This window comes from Streptomyces sp. NPDC091649 (genome assembly GCF_044756785.1).
Classification (GTDB): Bacteria; Actinomycetota; Actinomycetes; order Streptomycetales; family Streptomycetaceae; genus Streptomyces.
Window position 1 is genome coordinate 32899 of the sequence record NZ_JBIVTR010000024.1, and the last position, 19329, is coordinate 52227.

The window sequence follows — 19329 nt, forward strand, 5'->3', positions numbered from 1 at the left end:
GGCGGTTCACCGTCCCGCCGCCGCCCGTCCGAGTGGCGGCGCGACCGCGGGATGCCCGGCGGGGCCCCCGACGCCCCCGCCCAGGTGTCGCCGCACGCGGACGGGGCGCTCCACCTCACGGCCGCGCCCGAGGCTCGAACTCAGTGGGCCGGAAGGTGCGCGGCGCGCCGGTCGGGTGAATCGGCCTCGAGAGATATATCTGTATTTAGTGCCCTTTATTCCGGATGCTCCGCCGCCCGAACCGGACACCCCTCGGTGATCGCGCTCATCGCCGCCCACTTCGCCCTGGCGGCCTGCGCGGGCCCGCTGGTGCACCGGCTCGGCCGACGCGCCTTCGTCGTGCTGGCCCTGCCCCCGGCGGCGGCCACCGTCTGGGCCTTCACCCGCTGGAACACCGTCGCGTCGTCGGGCGCGGACACCTGGTCCTGGCAGTGGATCCCGGACTACGGCGTCGCCCTGGACCTGCGCCTGGACGCGCCGGCCGAACTGATGGTGCTGCTCGCCGCCGGGGTCGGCGCGCTCGTCCTGCTCTACTGCGCCTCCTACTTCACCGACGACACCCCGCGACTGGGCCGCTTCGCCGGAAACCTCCTCGCCTTCGCGGGCGCGATGCTCGCCCTGGTGCTGGCCGACGACCTGATCACGCTCTACGTGTTCTGGGAGCTGACGACGGTCTTCTCCTACCTGCTGATCGGACACGGCAGCGAACAGCGGCAAAGCCGCCGCTCCGCCCTCCAGGCCCTCGTCGTCACCACCTTCGGCGGCCTCGCCATGCTCATCGGCTTCCTGATCATCGGTCAGGCCGCCGGTACGTACCGGATCTCCGCGATCGTCGCCGATCCACCCGAGACGACACTCGCCGTATCCGTCGCCGTCGTCCTCGTGCTGTGCGGGGCCCTGTCCAAGTCCGCGATCTGGCCGTTCTCCATGTGGCTGCCGAACGCCATGGCCGCGCCGACCCCCGTCAGCGCCTATCTGCACGCCGCCGCGATGGTCAAGGCCGGGGTCTACCTGATCGCCCGGCTCGCCCCCGCCTTCGCCGACGTCCCCGTCTGGAAACCGCTCGTCTTCGTCCTCGGCGGCGCGACCATGCTGCTCGGCGGCTGGCGGGCACTGCGCCTGAACGACCTCAAGCTGGTCCTCGCCTACGGCACCGTCAGCCAGCTGGGCTTCCTCACCGTGCTCGCCGGGACCGGAAACCGCGACGCCGCCCTCGCCGCCGTCGCCCTGATCCTCGGCCACGCCCTCTTCAAGGCCCCGCTGTTCCTCGTCACCGGCATCGTCGACCACGCCGCCGGCACCCGTGACCTGCGCCGGCTGTCCGGGGTCGGGCGCTCCCTGCCGTACGTCGCCGGCGTCGCCGCGCTCGCCGCCGCCTCCATGGCCGCCATCCCGCCGCTGCTCGGCTTCGCCGCGAAGGAGGCCGCGTTCGAGGCGCTGCTGCACGGCTCCACCGCCGACCGGTGGGCACTGGCCGTCGTCGTCGCCGGTTCCGCCGTGACCACCGCCTACACCCTGCGGTTCGTCTGGGGCGCGTTCGCCCGCAAACCCGGCGTCCCCGACACACCCGTGCACCACGTCGGGGCGGCCTTCCTCGCCCCGCCCGCCCTGCTCGCCGTCCTCGGTCTGGTCCTCGGTCCCGGCGTCGGCTGGACGGACCGGCTGCTGGGCGCCTACGCCGACACGTTCCCCGCCGACGGAAAGCCCTACCACCTCGCCCTCTGGCACGGGTTCGGCCTCGCCCTGCTCCTGTCGGCTCTCGCCTGGGCCGGTGGCGTGGTGCTCTTCCTCGGCCGCGACCGCGTCACCCGGATCTCCCGCCGGATCGCCTGGCCCACCGCCGACAGCGTCTTCGGCCATCTGCTGCTCGGGCAGGAACGTCTCGCCCTCCAGGTCACCGGCTTCATCCAGCGCGGTTCCCTCTCCGTGTACCTGGCCACCGCCCTGCTCGTCATGCTCGGCGGACAACTCGGCGTGCTCCTGGTCGACACCCCCTGGGACGGGGCCGCGCCACCCCGGCTCTGGGACAACCCGCTCCAGGGCGCGGTCGCCGTCCTGACCTGTGCCGCCGCCCTGTTGTGCCTGACCGTGCGGCGGCGCATGAAGGCCGTCGTCCTGGCGGGCCTGACCGGGTACGGCACCGCACTGCTCTTCGTCGTCCAGGGAGCGCCGGACCTCGCCCTGACGCAGTTCTGCGTCGAGACGGTCGCGATGATCGTCTTCGTGCTGGTGCTGCGCCGGATGCCCGTCCACTTCCACGAGACCGTGAGCACCTGGCGCCGGGTCGCCCACATCCCCGTGGCCCTCGCGGCAGCCGCCACCGTCGGTGTCGGGATGTGGGTCGCCGCCGCCGCGCGCACCGCCGAACCGGCCGGCGCGGCCATGGTCCGGGAGGTCGCCGACCACGGGCTCAAGGACGTCGTGGCCGTCATCCTCGTCGACCTGCGCGCCTGGGACACGATGGGGGAGTCCGCCGTCCTCGCCGCGGCCGCGGTCGGCGTCACCAGCCTCATCTACCTGCATCGCCGCAGCGACGGCTCCATGATCCAGGAGGAGTTGCGGGGCCGCACCGCCTGGTCGCTGTCCGCCCACCACTCCTCCAAGCTGCCGCAGGGCGACGACGCGGCCCCCGAGCGCGGCTGGCTGGCCGCCGGAGCGACCCTCGCCCCCGAGCACCGCTCGGTCGTCTTCGAGGTGGTGGCCCGGCTGCTGTTCCACCCGATCCTGGTGCTCTCGGTCTACCTGCTGTTCTGCGCCGAGAGCCTGCCCGGAGGCGGTTTCGTCGCCGGACTCGTCGCCGGGGTCGCCCTGATCACCCGCTACCTGGCGGGCGGCCGCTTCGAACTCGCCGAGGCGGCCCCCCTGCAACCGGGACTCTTCACCGGCCTCGGCCTCTTCGTCTGCACCGGGGTGGCCCTGCTCGGACTCTCGGAAGGCACGGTTCTGCACGCCTTCACGCACTACGGAGAGCTGCCGGTCTTCGGCGCCTACCACCTCAGCACCTCCGTCCTCTTCGACTTCGGCGTCTACCTGCTGGTCCTCGGCGTCGTCCTGGACATCGTGCGGGCCCTCGGCGCCAAGGTCGACCGGCAGATCGAACGGGCGGCGGGCGTCCTCGTCCCCGAAGGCGGCCCCGAGGCGGGAGGGCCCTCCCGGTGACCGTCAGCGCCTCGCTCCTCGCCACCGCCGTCGTGCTCTGCGCCGTCGGCGGCATCCTCCTGCTCACCCGCCCGCTGACCCGCATCCTGCTCGGCGCCGTCATCCTCGGCAACGGGATCAACCTGCTGATCCTCGCCTCCACCGGCGCCGCCGGCGCCGCGCCCCTGCTGTACGGGGTGTCTCTGAGCCGGGTCACCGACCCGCTGCCGCAGGCCATCGCCCTGACCGCCCTCGTCATCACCCTGGCCACCACCGCGTTCCTGCTGGCCATGGCCTACCGCAGCCACCAGATCACCGGCACCGACGAGGTCCACGATGACCTGGAGGACCGCCGCATCGTGCTGCGCGCCGAAGTCCTCAGCGAGCGAGCGCAGTTGCGCGCGCAGTTCCGGTCGGGAGACGAACCCACCGCCGAGGAGCGCGAGCGCTACCGGGAGGAGCGCCGCCGGCTCCGCCACCGGCTCCGCGCCGACCGCGCCCGCCAGGCCCGGGGCCGCGACGCCTCCGGCGACCTGTGGAACGACGTGCTGGGCGCGGACCCGGAGGATTACGCAGGCGACGGCGACGCCGAGGCGGACGACCGCTACCCCCGCGACCGAGGAGCCGACGCATGAACGCGCTCGTCCCGCTGCCGGTGCTGCTGCCGCTGTGCGCCACCGGCCTGAGCCTGGCCTTCGGTACCCGGCTGGGGCGCTTCCAGCGCTTCATCAGCGTGGCCGTGCTCACCGCTGTCACCGCGCTCTCGGCGATCCTCATGGTCGCCGCCGACCGGCAGGGTCCGCTCTCCGTCCACCTCGGCGACTTCGCCCCGCCGCTCGGCATCACCCTGGTGGCCGACCGGCTGTCCGGACTGATGCTCACGGTCTCCTCGGCGGTCACGCTCTGCGTGCTCGTCTACTCCCTCGGCCAGGGCATGACCGACCGGGACAAGGAGACCCCCCTCGCCGTCTTCCACCCCGCCTATCTGATCCTCGTCGCCGGTGTCTCCTGCACCTTCCTCGCGGGCGACCTCGTCAACCTCTACGTCGGCTTCGAGATCATGCTGGTCGCCAGCTTCGTCCTGCTCACCCTCGGCGGCACCGGCCCCCGGATGCGGGCGGGCTCCACGTACGTGATCGTCTCGCTGTTCTCCTCGATGCTCTTCCTCACCGCCATCGCCATGACCTACGCGGCCACCGGCACCGCGAACTTCGCCCAGCTCGCCGCACGGCTGGCCGAACTCCCCACCGGCGTACGGACCCTGATCCAGGTGCTGCTGCTGACCGTCTTCGCGATCAAGGCCGCCGTCTTCCCGCTCGCCGCCTGGCTCCCGGACTCCTACCCGACGGCCCCGGCCCCCGTGACCGCCGTCTTCGCCGGACTGCTCACCAAGGTCGGCGTCTACTGCATGCTGCGCACCGAGTCCCTGCTCTTCCCCGGCAACCGCGTCGGCGACCTCCTGATGGCCGTCGCGCTGGCCTCGATGGTCATCGGCATCCTCGGCGCGGTCGCCCAGACGGACCTGAAGCGGCTGCTCTCCTTCACCCTGATCAGCCACATCGGCTACATGGTCTTCGGAATCGGCCTCGCCACCCGCGAGGCGTACGGCGGGGCCATCGTGTACGTCGCCCACCACATCACCGTCCAGACGACGCTGTTCCTCGTCGCCGGACTCGTCGAACGCCGGAACGGCACCACGGAACTGACCCGGATCGGCGGCCTGGCCAAAGCGGCGCCGATGCTCGCCCTGCTGTTCTTCGTCCCCGCCATGAACCTCGCCGGAATCCCTCCGCTGTCCGGCTTCATCGGCAAGCTGGGGCTGATGCGCGCGGGCGTCGCCGACGGCGGCGGCTGGGCCTGGGCGCTGGTCGCCGGTGCGGCGGCCACCAGCCTGCTGACGCTGTACGTGGTCGCCAAGGTCTGGAACCTGGCCTTCTGGCGCGCCGCCCCGCCGGGCGCGGTCGCCGCCGGCACGGTCCTGGAGTCCGGTGACGACAGCGACGACGACCCGGACGCGGGCCCCGACCGCATCCACGGCACCGGCGACGAGGGCGTCGCACCGGCACAGCGCCCGGCGGGCCGGGCCGTCGCCGCGACCTCGCCCGGACCGGCCGTCATCACCACGAACCGACTGCCCCGCCCCATGACCGCGGCCACCGCGGTCACCATCGGGATCGGCCTCGCCTTCACCGTGTTCGCCGGCCCGCTCATCTCCTACACCGACCGCACGGCCGCCGAGATCCTCCAGAGGTCGCCTTACATCCAGGAGGTGCTGGGCCGGTGAGACGCATCCTGAGCCTCTCGTTCCGCAGCGCCGGTCTGCCGCCGTTCAGCTGCGAGTTCGGCACCCGCCGCCGACGGGTGCTGGACCTGCCGCTGATCGCCTGGCTCACCGCCATCTGGGTGCTGCTCTGGTCTACCCTCACCTGGGCCAACGTCCTGACCGGCCTGGTGGTCTCGGTCGTCGTCTGCCTCGCCTTCCCCCTGCCCCGGGTCGACCTCGGACTGCGGCTCCACCTCTGGGGCATCCTCCGCCTGGCCGGCTACCTCTTCTACGACATGTACACCTCGGGTGTGCGGGTCACCTGGCAGATCTTCTCCGGCCTGCCCCATCAGGCCGCCGTCATCGGCGTCCCCCTGCGCTGCCGCAGCGACCTGATGCTCGCCGCCACCGCCGTCGCCCTCTCCAACGTCCCCGGCGGCTCCATCGTCGAGGTGCGCCGGGCCACCGCGACCGTCTTCCTGCACGTCCTGGACGCCGACCGGCCCGAGGAACTCGACGCCGCCCGACGCCAGGTGTGGCGGCTGGAGGAACTGACCGTACGGGCCTTCGGCACCCCCGACGAGATCGCCCGCGTCGCCGAACCCCCGCCACCGCCCCAGCTCGCCGCCGGGAGGCCCGCACCATGACCGCACCCGAACAGGCCGACCGGATTCTGCTGACCGCCGCCGTCGTACTGATCCTGGTCGCCGGGGCCCTGCTGCTGGCCCGGATCTGGCGCGGCCCCTCCATGCTGGACCGGGCGATCTCGCTGGACGTCTGCGCGGCCCTGATCATCGCCGGCCTCGCCGCCAAGTCCGCGTTCGAACGCGACCCCTTCTACTTCCCGATCATGCTGGTGCTGGCATTCCTCGGGTTCACCGGCTCGGTGGGCATCGCCCGCTTCATCGCCGTACGCGACCGGCCCCGCACCCCGCGGTCCGACGATTCCCAGGAGGGCCCGCTGTGAGCCTCTGGCTTCAGATCGCCGACACGGCCGGCGCGGTGCTGCTGCTCATCGGCGCCGCCATCTGCCTGCTCGGCGTGATCGGCATGATCCGCCTCCCCGACGTCCTCTCCCGCAGCCACGCGGCGACCAAGCCACAGACCCTCGGCATCATCCTGGTCCTCGCCGGCGTCGCGCTGCGGTTGCGCGGCGGCATGGAGCTCGCCACTCTCGCCCTCATCGCCTTCTTCCAGATGCTCACCGGGCCGGTGGCCTCGCACCTGGTGGCCCGCTCCGCGTACCGCACCGGCCAGATCGAGCACGGCCGGCTGCTCTTCGACGAACTCGACGAGCAGCTCACCGACGGCGAGTGACCCGGCACGGCTCCGGCGGCACGGACGCGGCGGAGGCTGCGCGCGGCCCCACCGGCAGCTGGCCCGCGTGAGCGAGATCCCGGCGACCCGACCGCCGAAGAGCGCCCACGGGCCGCTGTTCGCATGCCATGATGCGGGCAATGCCGGACGCTGGGGGGCGTATGGGAAGCACGGGCACGGTGCTGCGCGAACTGCGCGGCGCCCAGAAGAGCGCCAAGGGCGTCTCGCTCTACTCGCGGTACGTGAACCGCCCCGCCGGGCGCGTGCTCGCGGCCGGGGCGTATTGGGCGGGCATGACGCCCAATCAAGTGACGGCGACTAGCGCGCTGTTCACCTACGGCGCACTCGCCGCTGTCGCGCTCGTCGAGCCGTCCTGGACGCTCGCCGTCGCGGTCTACGCGGCTCTCGCGGCCGGTTTCGCCCTCGACTCCGCCGACGGGCAGCTCGCCCGGCTCACCGGCCGGGGAGGGCCCGACGGGGAGTGGCTGGACCATGTCGTGGACTGCGGGAAGCTGCTCCTCGTCCACACCGCCGTCCTGATCTCCTTCTACCGCTTCGGTGAACTGCCCTCGCAGGCATGGCTGCTGTTGCCGCTGGGCTTCCAGCTGGCCGCTGTGGTGACCTTCTGCGCGGGGCTGCTGCGTGAACAGCTCGGCAAGGCGGCGGCGGGCGTGGCCCCGCGAGGCCCCGGCTCCCGGGGACCGTCCTGGGCGGTGCCGGCGGTACCCGTCTCCCGGGTGCGGGCCGTGGCGCTGCTGCCCGCCGACTACGGGGTGTTCTGCCTGGTGTTCCTGCTGCTCGGCGCACCCGGGGCCTTCCGCGCCGGGTACGCCGTGCTGGCGGTGGTGCACACGCTGTTCCTTGCGGCTTTCCTCGCCAAGTGGTTCAAGGAGCTGAGAGCGCTCCGGGGCGGCTGACGAGCACGTCCAGCGCACGGCGCAGCTGGCTGCTGGACGTGTGCACGGTGTACGGGAAGTAGACGACCTCCACGCCCACTTCGGCGAAGTCGCGTTCCAGCTTCTCCCCCTTCTCCGTGCCCCGCCAGTCGTCGCCCTTGAAGATCACGTCGAACCGCACCTGCTGCCAGGTCTCAACCTTGTCCGGCACGGTCTCCACGAACGCGGCGTCCACGAAGCGCACACTGCGGACGATCTCCAGGCGCTCGCGCAGCGGGATCACCGGCGTGTGGCCCTTGGCGAGCGTGGCCATCTCGTCCGATACGACCCCCGCCACCAGGTAGTCGCACTGGCTGCGGGCGTGCCGCAGAATGTTGAGGTGCCCGACGTGGAAAAGGTCGTACACCCCGGGCGCGTACCCCACCCTGTGCTGCATCATCCGTATCTCTCCCCCCACGGTGAACCTGATCCGGTGATGTCCCAACGACCTTACTGTGAAGAACACTTGTGCAAGCCGTGAACGGATAAGCTCGGCAGGGGCTGTTCCCCGGTGGGGACAGCGGCTGTCGTGGGGGAAGGCGATCATCCGATGTCCGAAGCGTCAAGGCCCGGTCCGCTCCGGGGCCGCCGACTTCTGGTGGTTTCGACCAACTACGCCCCGGAGCTCACGGGCATAGGCCCGTACGCCACTCAACTGGCCGAGCACTGGGCCGCGTCCGGCGCGCGAGTCCGGGCGATCACCGGCATGCCGCACTATCCCGCCTGGCAACTGGCGGAGGGGTACCGGAACTCCTGGCGGACGGTGGAGATACGAGGCGGCGTCGGGGTACACCGGCGCCGCCACTACGTCCCGCCGCGTCAGACCGCTCTGCGTCGCGCCGCGTTCGAGGCAAGCGTGCTCGCCACCGGACTGCTCGCCCCGCCGCCCGGGCGGCCGGACGTCGTGATCTCCCAGATGCCCAGCCTCGCCGGTGGCGTGATCGGAGCCCGCCTCGCCCGCCGCCACGGCGTCCCGTATCTCCCCGTCGTCCAGGACCTGATGGGCGCGGCCGCCGCGCAGAGCGGCATCCGGGGGGGCGGCCGCGCCGCCGCCGTCGCCGCGGCCGCCGAGAGGTACGCGCTGCGCGGGGCCGCCCTCGTCGGCGTCATCCACGAGAGCTTCGTCCCCGGCGTCACGGCCCTCGGGGTCGACCCGGGCCGTATCCGCCTCGTCCCCAACTGGACCCACGTGCAAGGTCCCACCGCCGACCGGGCGGCCACCCGGGCCCGGCTCGGCTGGCCCCGGGGCACGACGGTCCTCCTGCACTCCGGCAACATGGGCCTCAAGCAGGGTCTGGACGTCCTGGTGGACACCGCACGCCTCGCCGGGGACGTCCGCGTCGTCCTGATGGGCGACGGCAACCAGCGCGACGCGCTGCGCGCCCGCGCCGAGGGCCTGCCCAACGTGGACTTCGTGGAGCCCGCCGCGGCCGATGAGTTCACCGACGTGCTCGCCGCCGCCGACGTCCTCGCGGTCACGCAGCGGGCCTCGGTCCTCGACATGAGCGTCCCCTCCAAGCTCACCTCCTACTTCGCCTCCGGGCGCCCCGTGATCGCCTCGGTCGCCGAGGAGGGAGGCACCGCGGACGAGGTCCGCCGCTCGGGGGCCGGGGTACTCGTCGCCCCCGAGGACCCTGCCGCCCTGCTCGAAGCGGTGCGGAAGCTGACCGCGGACCCCGCCGCCGCCGACGCCCTCGGGGCCGAGGGCCCGAAGTACGTCACACGCCGTCTGAGCCGGGAGGCGGGTCTCGCCCGCTTCGACGGCCTGCTGGCCGAGGTCCTGCCGGACGCACAAGGGAGCCCCCGCCGATGACGCCACAGCACCGCGCCCCCGACGACCAGGACGAGCCGGCGCTCCTGCGCGACCAGTTCCGCCAACTCCTGCGCTACCGCAGCCTGCTGGCGTCCGGAGTCGTCATCGGCCTGCTCGGCGGCGGCTACCTCGCTCTCGGCGGCGAGGACGCCTACACGGCCACCGGAGAGGTGCTCGTCCGCTCCGCGATCTCCGACCCCTTCGCCGCCGGGTCCTCCGCGGACAAGGGCATCAACATCGGCTCCGAGCGGCAGACCGCCGTCAGCGACACCGTCGGAACCCTGGCCGCCGGAACCCTCCTCAAGGCGGGCGACGACGTCACCGCCCGCAAGCTGCTCACCGGTCTCCAGGTCACCAACCCGCCCAACACCCTCACCCTCCGCTTCTCCTACACCGGGGCCACCCCCGAGCAGGCCCGCGCCCGGGCCGAAGCCCTCGCCGGGGCCTACCTGGCCCACCGCAAGGCGCGCACCGAGCAGAGCATCCAGAACATGTCCGACGGCTACCGCGCCCAGCTCCGCCCGCTGGAGGAGAAGCGCGACCTGCTGGAGGACGGGCTCGGGGCGGGTGCGGAGGACGACGTCAGCAGCGCCCGGGCCAACATCATCGTCTCCATCTCCGAGCTGAGCCGGAAGATCTCCGAACTGAAGGCCCTGGACACCACCCCCGGCTACCTCAACAAGAAGCCCGTAGCCCCCACCTCGCCCACCGGCCCCGGACTGCCCCTGCTCCTCGGGCTCGGCGGCGTCGTCGGCCTCGCGCTGGGACTGCTGCTCTCCTGGGTGCGCCTCGTCTTCGACCCCGCCGTACGCTCCACCCGCGAGCTCGTCCGCTCCCTCGGCGCGCCCCTGCTCGGCACCCTGCCCCGGGAGCGCGCCGCCGCGGGCCGCCTGCTCGCCATCGGCCGCGGCGGCTCCCGGCTGGCCGAGGAGTACCGCGCCGTCGCGTTCCGGCTCGCCTACGACCCGTCGTTCGCCGAGCGCCGCCGCCTCCTGGTCACCGCGCCGCGCGGCGACAGCACGGCAGCCGCCGCCGCTGCCGCCAACCTGGCCGCCGCCTTCGCCGAGATGGGCCGCGACGTCCTGCTCGTGGAGGCCGACCTGCGCACCCCCTCCCTCGCCCGCGACCTGGGACCGGCAGCCCACGGGGGGCGCCCGCCCCGCTGGGCCGCCGAGGAGGGCGACGGCAGCTGGCCCGCCCGCGGCCGGACCAACGTGGACGTGCCCGGCTCCGGAGCCTTCGCCCTGGTCCCCGGGACCACCGTCGACAACGTCCCGCGCGCCCTGACCTCGCCGCCGGTCGGACGCATCGTCGCCGAGGCCGACCGGCCCGGCAACATCGTCATCGTCCTCGCCCCGCCCGTCCTGTCCTACGCGGACGCGGTCGCCCTGGTCGACCGGGTGGAGGGCGTCGTGATCGTCTGCGACCCGCGCGAGGTGCACCGCAGCGACCTGGAACGCATCCGCGAGATCATCGACGCCTCCGGCGGCTCCGTGCTCGGCGCCCTGCTCCACCCCGGCCGGGGCCGCCTGCGCCGGGGCGAGCGCCGCGCCACCTCCTCCCGCCGCCGCTCCACCGGCGCGGACGGGGGCGGGGGCGGGAACGGCGCGGCCGGGGCGGACGCACTCCAGCACACCGGCGACCCCGCCGACACCCTCGGCCTGCGCGCCTTCACCCCGCCGGCCGCGCGCAGGTGAGAGCCCGCACCGCCGTCCTCTGCTCGGTCGCGGACCAGGGCGTGGCGGCGCTCACCAACATCCTGGTGCTGGTGGCCGCCGCCCGGCTCTCCACCGTCGCCGACTTCGCCCGCTTCTCCGCGGTCTACCTGGTCTTCACGGTGCTCCTCGGCGTCTCGGGCGCGTACACCGGGCAGCCTCTCGTGCTCAAGCGCGGCGCGGGGGAGGAGACCCGGGGAGCGTGCCGGTCCGCCGTCACCCTCACCGTGCTCGCCGCCGCCGCGCTCGGCGCCCTGCTGGGGGCCGTCTGCGCCCTCGTACCCGGCGACACCGCCCGCGCCCTGATGATGCTCGGCCTCGTGCTTCCCGTGGTGCTGGGGCAGGACGTTGCGCGGTACGCCTTCTCCACGCTCCAGCGGCCCCATCTCGCCCTCACCTGCGATCTGCTGCGGCTCGGTTGCGTGCTCGGGGCGCTCTCCGCCCAGGACCACGGGGCGTCCCCGGCCCGGCTGATCGCCGTCTGGGGACTGTCCGCCCTGCCCGCCCTGCTCCTGTCCGCCGCCCTCCTCCACCGGGCCACGACGGGGGCCCCGGTACGGCTGCGCCCGATGCTGCGGCGCGGCCACCTCGGGCAGCGCTTCACCGTGGAGTTCGGCGTGGGCAACGCCACCGGCCACCTGTCCGTGCTCGGCCTCGGCGCGGTCGGCACCCCGCTCCTCGTCGGAGCGCTGCGCGGGGCGACGACCCTCTTCGGACCGCTCAACGTCCTCTACACCTCGGCCACGTCCTTCGGCCCCCCGCTGCTCGGCCGCATCGGGGACGAGCGGCGCCGGGTCCGCGCCACCGCCCGACTCGCCGCGGTCCTCGCGGTGACCGCCCTGCTCTGGGCCACCGTGCTGGCCCTGCTGCCCGACGCCGCCGGACGCGAACTGCTCGGCGACACCTGGCCCACGGCCGCCGCCCTGCTCCCCGCGACGGGCAGCCAGTACGCCGCGATGGCCGTCGGCACCTGCGGGCTGCTCGCCCTGCGCATGCTCGACCCGCGCACCACGCTCAGCATCCAGGTCGTCTTCTCGCTCACCGCGGTGGCGTTCCTCGCGGGCGGCTACGCCCTCGGGGGCGTCCCGGGCGCCGCCTGGGGGTTGTTCCTCGGCTCGCTGGGCAAGGCCGCCGCGACCTGGATCCAGGTGGCCCGGCTCCGCCGCCGCACACCGGCGTCCAAGGAGACCGTCACCGCCGACGCTCGGCCCGCTGTGCCCGGAACGCGCTGATCAGCAGCAGACACAGCGCCGCGATGGCGAGTTTGCCCGCCGCCTGGAGGAGCGGCCCGCGCAGCAGGATGAAGGTGTATCCGGCGACCAGCGGCGCGGCGACGGCGAGCACGCTCCCGGGGCCGGGCCCCGCCCGGGTGACGGCCAGCGCGTACCGGCGGTCGGTGCGGGCCGCCCCGTAGCCGACGACGGCGAGGCCGCCGATCACGCCGCCGGCGCCGAAGTCGACCCAGAACTCCGTCCACAACGGGGCCGAGAGATTGGTCATCCGCAGTCCCATCCACTGCCCGACCCGGACCCCGGTGTCCTCCGGCTTTCCGCTCCACACTGCGCGCGGTACGAAGAACAGGGCCGAACCGGCCAGTTGGCGGCCGTAGGTGTGGCCCCGGGTGTCGACCCACGAGATGGTGTTGGCGAACATCACCATCTGGTCGTAGTCCTTGGTCACCAGCGGCTCGAAGACCGAGGCCGACGGCACGGCCCGCTGCCCCCCGTCGTCGTACCGGAACCTGTCCGCGTACGGGAACAGCACCAGCGCCCCCACCACCCCGGTCGTCAGCACCGTGCGGTAGACGGCCGCACTGCTCGGGAACGCGGTGAACAGCAGCGCGACCACCGCCGTCAGGAACCAGTAGCGCGCGTTGGAGACGGGGTTGTTCACCAGAAGGTTCAGGGCCGCCAGCGCCACCCACACGAGCACCGTCGACGGGGTGCGCCGGGCCCGGTAGGAGGTCGCCAGGCGGCGGGTGTAGAAGAGCAGCGCCAGCAGCGCCGGGACCTGCCCGAAGCCCTTGAGGAACGCCGAGCCCACCTGGGACCCCTGCGAGGCGACCCCGCTCGCCGCGACGGTCTCGTTGATCTCCTGCCGACTGGTGAAGAAGACCGCGGGTCCGCCCAGCTTCAGCACGTAGAACCCGCTCGCCACGAAGGCGAGGAGCACCAGCAGCCGCAGCCGCAGCGGATGCGCCAGGGCCGGTCCGCCCCGGCCCCGTGCGGAGGCCGTACGCCGCGGCAGCGGCCGGCGCGAAGCCAGCAGCGCCCCCAGGTCGAAGGCGGCACACCCCACCAGGACCATCGCGACGGCCGTGATCAGGTCCTGGCGCGGCCCCACCATCGGCGTCGGCGTCTGCCCGATCACCACCTGAGCGAAGGGAGCCACGCCCATCGCGATGTACACGAACATCCAGAAGACGCCCTGGAGGAGCCGCCGCCGGGTGGAGAGGATCATCGTCGCCAGCCGTGCCCCCGCGTAGCAGGTCAGGACCAGCTGGAGCCAGTACGCCGTGTCCCGGACACCGCTGCCGGGCTGCGCGGCGATCACGGCGGGCAGGAAGCAGACGAGCCCCAGGACCAGCGGCACCGACAGCGCCCGCGACAGCATCGCCCAGGCGATCGGCCGCTCCGGGGGCTCGAACGGTCCGCCCCGGCCCCCGGGCCGTCTGTGGCGCGCGGCCGCGTCGACGGCCGATCCCTCGGCCGGTCCGTGCGCCGACGTGTGCACCGACGTCATGCGCCCCCCGTTCAGTGAACCGCTGAACACTCTAACGAACCAACCCACTTGAGGGGGCGTCGCGACTAACCTGTGAACAGGTGGCCGCAGTCGAGGGGAACTCTGGTGAAAATCCTGCACGTCGTCACGCTCCACACCCCGGACCACGCCTTCGGCGGTCCCACCCGGGTGGCGCTCAACCTGTCGAAGGTCCAGCGGGCCGCCGGGGACGACGCCCGCGTCATGGCCCTCGGCGACGGCTTCCCGGACGGCGAACTGCCCAGCCACGTCGAGGGGGTTCCGGTCCACCTCTTCCAGGCCCGGCATCTGCTGCCGATGTTCGAGGTGAGCGGCATCACCTCCGCCGCACTGCTGCGCACGGCCCGCCGCATGATGCGCGGCGCCGACCTCGTACACGTCCATCTGATGCGGGACCTGGTGACCCTGCCCGCCGCCCTCCTCGCGCTCGCGACCCGTACCCCCCTGGTCGTCCAGACCCACGGCATGATCGACCCGACCGAGAAGAAGGTCGCCCAGCTCACCGACCTGCTCGGGGTGCGCAAGGTGCTGCGCAGCGCGGATGCCGTCCTGCATCTCACCGAGACGGAGCGGCTCGATGTGAACGCCGTCGCCACCCCCGTCCCGCTCACCCGCACCGTACGACTGGTCAACGGCGTCCGCCCGCAGGAGCGCAAGCCCGCCCGCGCCCCCGGCCGGCCGGCCACCGTGCTCTATCTCGCCCGCGTCCAGAAGCGCAAGCGGCCCGAGGACTTCGTCGCCGCCATGCCGCACGTCCTCGCCCGCCACCCCGACGCCCGCTTCGTCCTGGCCGGACCGGACACCGGTGCGCTGCCCGGCACCCTGGCGCTCGCCCGGAAACTGGGCGTCGCGGACTCCCTGGACCAGGTGGGCCCGCTGGAGCACGACGAGGTCCTCGCCGCAGGGCGTGAGGCCGATGTGTACGTGCTGCCCGCGATCGAGGAGCCGTTTCCGGTATCCGTCCTGGAGGCGATGTCGGTGGGCACCCCCGTCGTCATCACCCGCACCTGCGGCCAGGCCCCCGATGTGGCGGAGGCCGGCGCGGGCCGGGTCATCGACAGCCGGGTCGGACAGGACGCGGCCAACGCGCGCAAGGTGGCCGACGCGATCCTGGAGCTGCTGGAGCCGGAGGCCGCCGAGCAGGCGGGCAAGGCCGCCTGGGAGCTGGTCAACGGGCACTTCACCATCGAGGTCGTCACCGCCACCCTCCGGCGGACCTACGAGGACGTGGTCCGCCGGAGGCGAGGGTGAGCGACCTGCCTCTCAGCGGACGGGCTTCTCCCGGGACTTGAGCGCTATCTGCCAGCGGTAGAAGCTCATCGCCAGTGCGAAGTCGAACCCGGCCCGGCCGTCCAGGAAGCCGCGCCGGTAGAGGTACATGTACACGAACGACACCACCGGCTTGAACGGCGCCTTGTGGAACAACTGCCCCTGGCGTGACTTGACCTGGCGCACCTGCTCCTTCACCTCGGGGTGCTGCTCCAGCCACGCCTCCCAGTCGGAGTACCGATTGTGGCGCTCGAACCAGGCGCTCACCGGGTCGAGGTCCTGGTGCTCGATGGGGTGGGTGAGTGTGCCCACCGTCGCCGCGACCGGCTGGTAGTGCCCCTCCACCTCACCGATCCCCGGGGCGTCCAGGTCCCCGACCTCCGGGTAGTGGCAACGGGTCCGGTCGGTCAACGATCGCTTGCGGATGGTGTATCCGTGCCGCAGCCGCTTCCCCGAGAACCAGTACCCGAGCGGGATGTCGTACGCGGCGGGCTTCGGCGCGGAGGGATCCCGGAAAATCTCCCGCAGCTCGGCCAGCAGCCCGGCGCTCAGCCGCTCGTCGCCGTCGAGAAGGAGGATCCAGTCCAGATCGGTGCGGACGTTCTCCAGACACCACTGCTTCTTCCGGGGATGGCCCCTGTCCCAGGTGTACGTGACCACCTCGGCCCCGCACTCCTCGGCGATCTTGACCGTGTCATCGGTGCTGTGGGAGTCCACCACGACGACCGCCTCGAAGTGGCCGAGCACCGATCCGACCGCCTCGGCGATGTTGAGGCCCTCGTTCTTCGTGGGTATCGCCACGGCGATGGGCAGTCTGGGCGTTCCTGCGGTCATCCCTCGGCTCCTTCGGCCAGCCAGGCGTAGCAGCCTGTGGAGGTGAACGTGCGGGCGGACTTCGGGACGGTGATCGTCCGTGACTCACCGGCGCCGGAGGCGCCCGAGGCCAGCTCCTTGTCGCCCGCCCCGCCGATCCGCCAGGAGCAGCCGGCGGTGGGGGAGGCGGAGCGGTAGACGCCGGGCCGCAGCGCCTTCCCGGTGTGCGTGCCGTCCGTGTAGGCGTACGCGGCCTCGTCCACCAGGTCCTGGTGCTGGGGGCAGAGACCGGCGACCGCGTCGGCGGCGTCCGGGATCTCGTTCGCGGCGATGGCGCCGACGGCGGTGTCGCGGTCGGCCTTGACCAGATAGCGGAGCCTGTCGCAGGTCTCCTGGCCGGTCTGGAGCACGGCGGCCGGGTCCATGCCCTCGGGCACCCGGTCCTCCAGATACTCCTTCTGCTTCTTCGTGAAAGTCCCCGTGGCCGGGGTGATCGCGTCGGACGGTGTCTTCGGACCCGGGGCGGCGGGCGCGGACGGCTCGGCGGCCGTCGGTCCCCCGGGCTCCCCGGGCTCCCCGGCGGGGGGCGTGGCGGGTGCGGTGGACGGGTGGGACGGGCCGGGGGCGGCGGGCCCGGAGGCCGCGGGGCGCTGGGCGCCCGCGGCCTCCGGGCCGTTCCCGTCCGCGGACGAGCCGCAGGCGGCCAGCGCCGCCGCCGTCATGACGACGACGGCGCCGGCCAGGAACGGGTTTCTCATCAGCCGTTCCTCAGGGCGTAGTGCGCGCTGATCTGGGAAGCGCTGAGCGCGGTCGGGTACACGGCGGTCTCGTCGATCTGTCCGGCGAAGAAGTTGCTGGTCGGACGGTTCGGCCAGTTGGCGAGGTTGTCCCCGCCGATCCGCCAGTACCCCGGATTGCCGTCGTTCCCGGAGACCAGGATGTTCGACGAACGCAACCGCCCGTCGACGTAGAGCGCCATGCCCTGGCCCAGGGGCCCCTGGGTGGCGACGACGTGGTGCCACCGGCCGTCGTTGTACGCCTCCGGAGTGGTGACGGTCCGCCGGCCGCCGCTCTGCACGCCGAACGTGAGCCGCCCGTCGTCGCGCATGTAGACGTGCTTGTCGTGACGGGTGCTGTTCTGCTGGGTCAGGTTCCCGAAGCCGATGATCTTGCCGCCCCGGGTCGTGGTGGTCTTGATCCACGTCTCCACCGAGAACCGGTCCGGCTGGGCGTGCTGCCGGTTGCTGTACGCGTACTCGTCGGCGCCGTTGAAGCCGATCGCCGTGGAGGGCCCGGCGACCGCGGCCGGGGTCTGCCGGTAGGCCGGGCCGTTGCGCAGGAACCCGTTGTTCAGGTTGCCGCTGCTGTCGTGCGCGAACGTCGACGTGCTCTCGTCGTAGCGCCAGTAGAGGATCGCCCCGTCGGACCTGACCCTGTCCGGGTACGCCTCCGCGGTGCTCGCGACGGTCGCGGACCGCGCCGGGGACTTGGCGCTGGTGTTGACGCCGTCGCTCGCGGTGATCCGGTACGAGTGGGTCTCGCCCGGGGCGACGTCGGTGTCCGTCCACGTCAGCTGGGGCCGGTCCCAGAAGACCGAGTAGCCGGTCGTCGTGTGGACCGGGGTGTTCGAGCCGTTCTTGTAGATCCGGTAGGTCAGCTCCCCGTCGTCGGTGTCGAAGCTGGTCTGCCAGTTCACGTCGATCCGCCCCGGGGTCAGCGTGGACAGACTGACGTTGGGCACCCAGGGCGCGCCGGTGTCCGGGCCGTCCGCGAACCGGGTCAGCCCCTGCTGCCGCTTGCTGTTGACGGTGGTGAACTCGCCGCCCACCCAGAGGTAGTGGCGGCCGCCGCTGCTCGCCTGGGTCATCACACGCGGTCCGACCGGCTCGCCGATGCCGTCGTTGGTGTCCGGGAACCACGGCAGCAGCTTCGGGTCGTCGACCGACTGGGCCAGCAGGTGCTTGCGCGGCTGGTCGGGGAACGCGCCCATGCTGACGCAGTCGTGGGCGTGACTGCCGCTGTAGAGCACACCGGCGTGGACCGCGACGGCCTGGGTGGCGCCCAGGCAGGTGTCGCGCCACCGCTGCTTGAAGTCGCCGAGGTTCAGGGCGATCCGGCCGTCGAACACTCCGCCGCCGGTTCCCTCGTTGGCGGTGTAGAAGCCGGTGGCGTCGGTGGTGATGTCCTGGACCGTCGAGTTGTTGTGAATGAACCCGGGGTAGGCGGTGGTGAGTTGTCCGGTGGTGGCGTCGACCACGGCCAGCGCGTGCGTCGTGGTGCCGTTGATCCGGAAGAAGTCGCCGCCGAGCAGCACGTGCTGCCCGTCCGGCGTCACCTCGACGGCCCGCGCCACCTCGTCGGCGTTGGCCGTGAAGGGAAGCAGCGAGGCGCCGGTCGTGACGGCGGCGAACTTGTTCCTGGTCTGTCCGCCGACACTGTTGAAGTCGCCGCCCAGATAGACCGTGTCGGCGGTGACGGCGAGCGCCCGCACGGTCGCCGTCACGGAGATCTTGAAGTCGTTCCGCGGGGTGCAGGTCGCGGTGTCGATCGCCGCGATATTGCTGACCCCGACCCCGTTCACCGCCCCGAACTGCCCGCCCGCGTACAGGGTGTCGCCGTCCGGCGACAGGGCGAGAGCCCGGACGGTCGCGGTGCCCGAGGAGACGGTGAAGGACAGCGAGCAGCCGGTGGGCGTCCCCGTCGCCGCGTCGAACGCGGCGAAGTTGACCGCGGGCTGTTCGTCCGTTCCGGGGGCGGCGGTGGGGGGCCGCACGGTGGAGAAGGTGCCGCCCGCGTAGACGACGCCGTCGCCGGCGGCCATCGACCAGACGATGCCGTTGGTCTGCCAGGTGGTGAGGTCGTCCGCGGTGATGGCGACCGGTGGGGTCAGTGCCGTTGCCGGAGAGGCGCCCGCCGCGGTCGCGGACAGGGCTCCGGCCAGCAGGCCGAGAGCGGCGGAAGCGGCCCGCACACGGCCGCGCCCCCCGGTTCTCCGCCCCGTACTTCCGTTCATCATTCAGCTCCGGAGGTGAGATTCGAGCTGCGGCCGGGAGGCCGCGGGTCCTGCCTCGCCCGACCGGCCGCGCGGACGGTCCGTCCCGTTGCCGGGCCGGGCGAGTGAGTAGGAGGAGCCGAGGGCCCCGCCCGGTGCCGGCGCGGAGAGCTCCACCGGGCGTTCGGTGGAGACGGCGGTCGCGCCGGTGATCGTCCCGGGCGCGGACGCGGTGCGCGCCGCCCGGGAAGCGTGGACGGCGGCCCGCGGGGCCGGGCGCCGTGGGGGAGCCGTACGGAGGCTGCCGGCCGAGC

General features: G+C 72.8%; 16 protein-coding genes. 11 read left to right on the forward strand and 5 right to left on the reverse strand.

Features of this window, described 5'->3' with window-relative positions; all coding sequences use genetic code 11:
- Window positions 1-255: 255 nt before the first annotated feature.
- The 7 genes from ACIQMU_RS29135 to ACIQMU_RS29165 all read left to right on the forward strand — a co-directional run bounded on the left by ACIQMU_RS29135 (window position 256) and on the right by ACIQMU_RS29165 (window position 7635).
- Complete coding sequence (locus ACIQMU_RS29135; RefSeq protein ID WP_352243856.1) at window positions 256-3159, forward strand: Na+/H+ antiporter subunit A; 2904 nt, start codon at window positions 256-258, stop codon at window positions 3157-3159.
- Complete coding sequence (locus tag ACIQMU_RS29140; protein ID WP_352243855.1) at window positions 3156-3773, forward strand: Na(+)/H(+) antiporter subunit C; 618 nt, start codon at window positions 3156-3158, stop codon at window positions 3771-3773. Before ACIQMU_RS29135 ends, ACIQMU_RS29140 begins: the two co-directional genes overlap by 4 nt.
- Window positions 3770-5422, forward strand: a complete 1653-nt coding sequence (locus tag ACIQMU_RS29145; RefSeq protein WP_352243854.1) for a Na+/H+ antiporter subunit D — start codon at window positions 3770-3772, stop codon at window positions 5420-5422. The genes ACIQMU_RS29140 and ACIQMU_RS29145 overlap by 4 nt, the downstream gene beginning before the upstream one ends.
- Window positions 5419-6048 carry a Na+/H+ antiporter subunit E gene (locus ACIQMU_RS29150; RefSeq protein WP_352243853.1) on the forward strand — a complete coding sequence of 210 codons (630 nt, stop codon included), beginning with the start codon at window positions 5419-5421 and terminating at the stop codon, window positions 6046-6048. The genes ACIQMU_RS29145 and ACIQMU_RS29150 overlap by 4 nt, the downstream gene beginning before the upstream one ends.
- Window positions 6045-6368, forward strand: coding sequence for a monovalent cation/H+ antiporter complex subunit F (locus ACIQMU_RS29155; protein WP_352243852.1), 324 nt, complete (start codon window positions 6045-6047; stop codon window positions 6366-6368). The genes ACIQMU_RS29150 and ACIQMU_RS29155 overlap by 4 nt, the downstream gene beginning before the upstream one ends.
- Window positions 6365-6718 (forward strand): monovalent cation/H(+) antiporter subunit G, encoded by a 354-nt coding sequence (gene mnhG, locus ACIQMU_RS29160; protein ID WP_352243851.1) that lies wholly within the window; start codon window positions 6365-6367, stop codon window positions 6716-6718. Before ACIQMU_RS29155 ends, mnhG begins: the two co-directional genes overlap by 4 nt.
- Before the next feature lie 161 nt (window positions 6719-6879).
- Window positions 6880-7635 carry a CDP-alcohol phosphatidyltransferase family protein gene (locus ACIQMU_RS29165; protein ID WP_402690041.1) on the forward strand — a complete coding sequence of 252 codons (756 nt, stop codon included), beginning with the start codon at window positions 6880-6882 and terminating at the stop codon, window positions 7633-7635.
- On the opposite strand, the gene ACIQMU_RS29170 is transcribed toward ACIQMU_RS29165, so the two are convergent.
- Window positions 7604-8053, reverse strand: coding sequence for an adenylyltransferase/cytidyltransferase family protein (locus ACIQMU_RS29170; RefSeq protein WP_352243849.1), 450 nt, complete (start codon window positions 8051-8053; stop codon window positions 7604-7606). The genes ACIQMU_RS29165 and ACIQMU_RS29170 overlap by 32 nt on opposite strands.
- A 150-nt stretch (window positions 8054-8203) precedes the next feature.
- Between ACIQMU_RS29170 and ACIQMU_RS29175 the strand changes: the two genes are divergently transcribed.
- Genes ACIQMU_RS29175 through ACIQMU_RS29185 form a run of 3 tightly spaced genes read left to right on the forward strand, consistent with a single transcriptional unit; the run spans window position 8204 to window position 12413 of the window.
- Window positions 8204-9466 carry a glycosyltransferase gene (locus ACIQMU_RS29175; RefSeq protein ID WP_402690042.1) on the forward strand — a complete coding sequence of 421 codons (1263 nt, stop codon included), beginning with the start codon at window positions 8204-8206 and terminating at the stop codon, window positions 9464-9466.
- Window positions 9463-11163, forward strand: a complete 1701-nt coding sequence (locus tag ACIQMU_RS29180; protein ID WP_402690043.1) for a lipopolysaccharide biosynthesis protein — start codon at window positions 9463-9465, stop codon at window positions 11161-11163. The genes ACIQMU_RS29175 and ACIQMU_RS29180 overlap by 4 nt, the downstream gene beginning before the upstream one ends.
- Window positions 11160-12413, forward strand: coding sequence for a hypothetical protein (locus tag ACIQMU_RS29185; protein ID WP_402690044.1), 1254 nt, complete (start codon window positions 11160-11162; stop codon window positions 12411-12413). The genes ACIQMU_RS29180 and ACIQMU_RS29185 overlap by 4 nt, the downstream gene beginning before the upstream one ends.
- Here the strand turns inward: ACIQMU_RS29185 and ACIQMU_RS29190 are convergent.
- Window positions 12373-13923 carry a hypothetical protein gene (locus ACIQMU_RS29190; protein WP_352240531.1) on the reverse strand — a complete coding sequence of 517 codons (1551 nt, stop codon included), beginning with the start codon at window positions 13921-13923 and terminating at the stop codon, window positions 12373-12375. The genes ACIQMU_RS29185 and ACIQMU_RS29190 overlap by 41 nt on opposite strands.
- 105 nt (window positions 13924-14028) lie before the next feature.
- Between ACIQMU_RS29190 and ACIQMU_RS29195 the strand changes: the two genes are divergently transcribed.
- Window positions 14029-15192 carry a glycosyltransferase gene (locus ACIQMU_RS29195; RefSeq protein ID WP_402690045.1) on the forward strand — a complete coding sequence of 388 codons (1164 nt, stop codon included), beginning with the start codon at window positions 14029-14031 and terminating at the stop codon, window positions 15190-15192.
- A gap of 12 nt (window positions 15193-15204) precedes the next feature.
- On the opposite strand, the gene ACIQMU_RS29200 is transcribed toward ACIQMU_RS29195, so the two are convergent.
- Genes ACIQMU_RS29200 through ACIQMU_RS29210 form a run of 3 tightly spaced genes read right to left on the reverse strand, consistent with a single transcriptional unit; the run spans window position 15205 to window position 19039 of the window.
- Complete coding sequence (locus ACIQMU_RS29200) at window positions 15205-16044, reverse strand: glycosyltransferase family 2 protein (RefSeq protein WP_402690046.1); 840 nt, start codon at window positions 16042-16044, stop codon at window positions 15205-15207.
- Entirely contained in the window at window positions 16041-16781 is a 741-nt protein-coding gene (locus tag ACIQMU_RS29205; RefSeq protein WP_352240533.1) for a hypothetical protein, read from the reverse strand. Before ACIQMU_RS29205 ends, ACIQMU_RS29200 begins: the two co-directional genes overlap by 4 nt.
- Entirely contained in the window at window positions 16781-19039 is a 2259-nt protein-coding gene (locus ACIQMU_RS29210) for a LamG-like jellyroll fold domain-containing protein (protein ID WP_402690047.1), read from the reverse strand. Before ACIQMU_RS29210 ends, ACIQMU_RS29205 begins: the two co-directional genes overlap by 1 nt.
- Window positions 19040-19329: the final 290 nt, after the last annotated feature.

What these genes read in the sequence shown, in the direction of transcription:
- ACIQMU_RS29165 (WP_402690041.1), top strand. Translation starts at nt 6,880, where the DNA reads ATGGGAAGCACGGGCACGGTGCTGCGCGAACTGCGCGGCGCCCAGAAG.
- ACIQMU_RS29145 (WP_352243854.1), top strand. Translation starts at nt 3,770, where the DNA reads ATGAACGCGCTCGTCCCGCTGCCGGTGCTGCTGCCGCTGTGCGCCACC.
- ACIQMU_RS29180 (WP_402690043.1), top strand. Translation starts at nt 9,463, where the DNA reads ATGACGCCACAGCACCGCGCCCCCGACGACCAGGACGAGCCGGCGCTC.
- ACIQMU_RS29190 (WP_352240531.1), bottom strand. Translation starts at nt 13,923, where the DNA reads ATGACGTCGGTGCACACGTCGGCGCACGGACCGGCCGAGGGATCGGCC.
- ACIQMU_RS29210 (WP_402690047.1), bottom strand. Translation starts at nt 19,039, where the DNA reads ATGATGAACGGAAGTACGGGGCGGAGAACCGGGGGGCGCGGCCGTGTG.
- ACIQMU_RS29175 (WP_402690042.1), top strand. Translation starts at nt 8,204, where the DNA reads ATGTCCGAAGCGTCAAGGCCCGGTCCGCTCCGGGGCCGCCGACTTCTG.
- ACIQMU_RS29170 (WP_352243849.1), bottom strand. Translation starts at nt 8,053, where the DNA reads ATGATGCAGCACAGGGTGGGGTACGCGCCCGGGGTGTACGACCTTTTC.
- ACIQMU_RS29200 (WP_402690046.1), bottom strand. Translation starts at nt 16,044, where the DNA reads ATGACCGCAGGAACGCCCAGACTGCCCATCGCCGTGGCGATACCCACG.
- ACIQMU_RS29155 (WP_352243852.1), top strand. Translation starts at nt 6,045, where the DNA reads ATGACCGCACCCGAACAGGCCGACCGGATTCTGCTGACCGCCGCCGTC.
- ACIQMU_RS29205 (WP_352240533.1), bottom strand. Translation starts at nt 16,781, where the DNA reads ATGAGAAACCCGTTCCTGGCCGGCGCCGTCGTCGTCATGACGGCGGCG.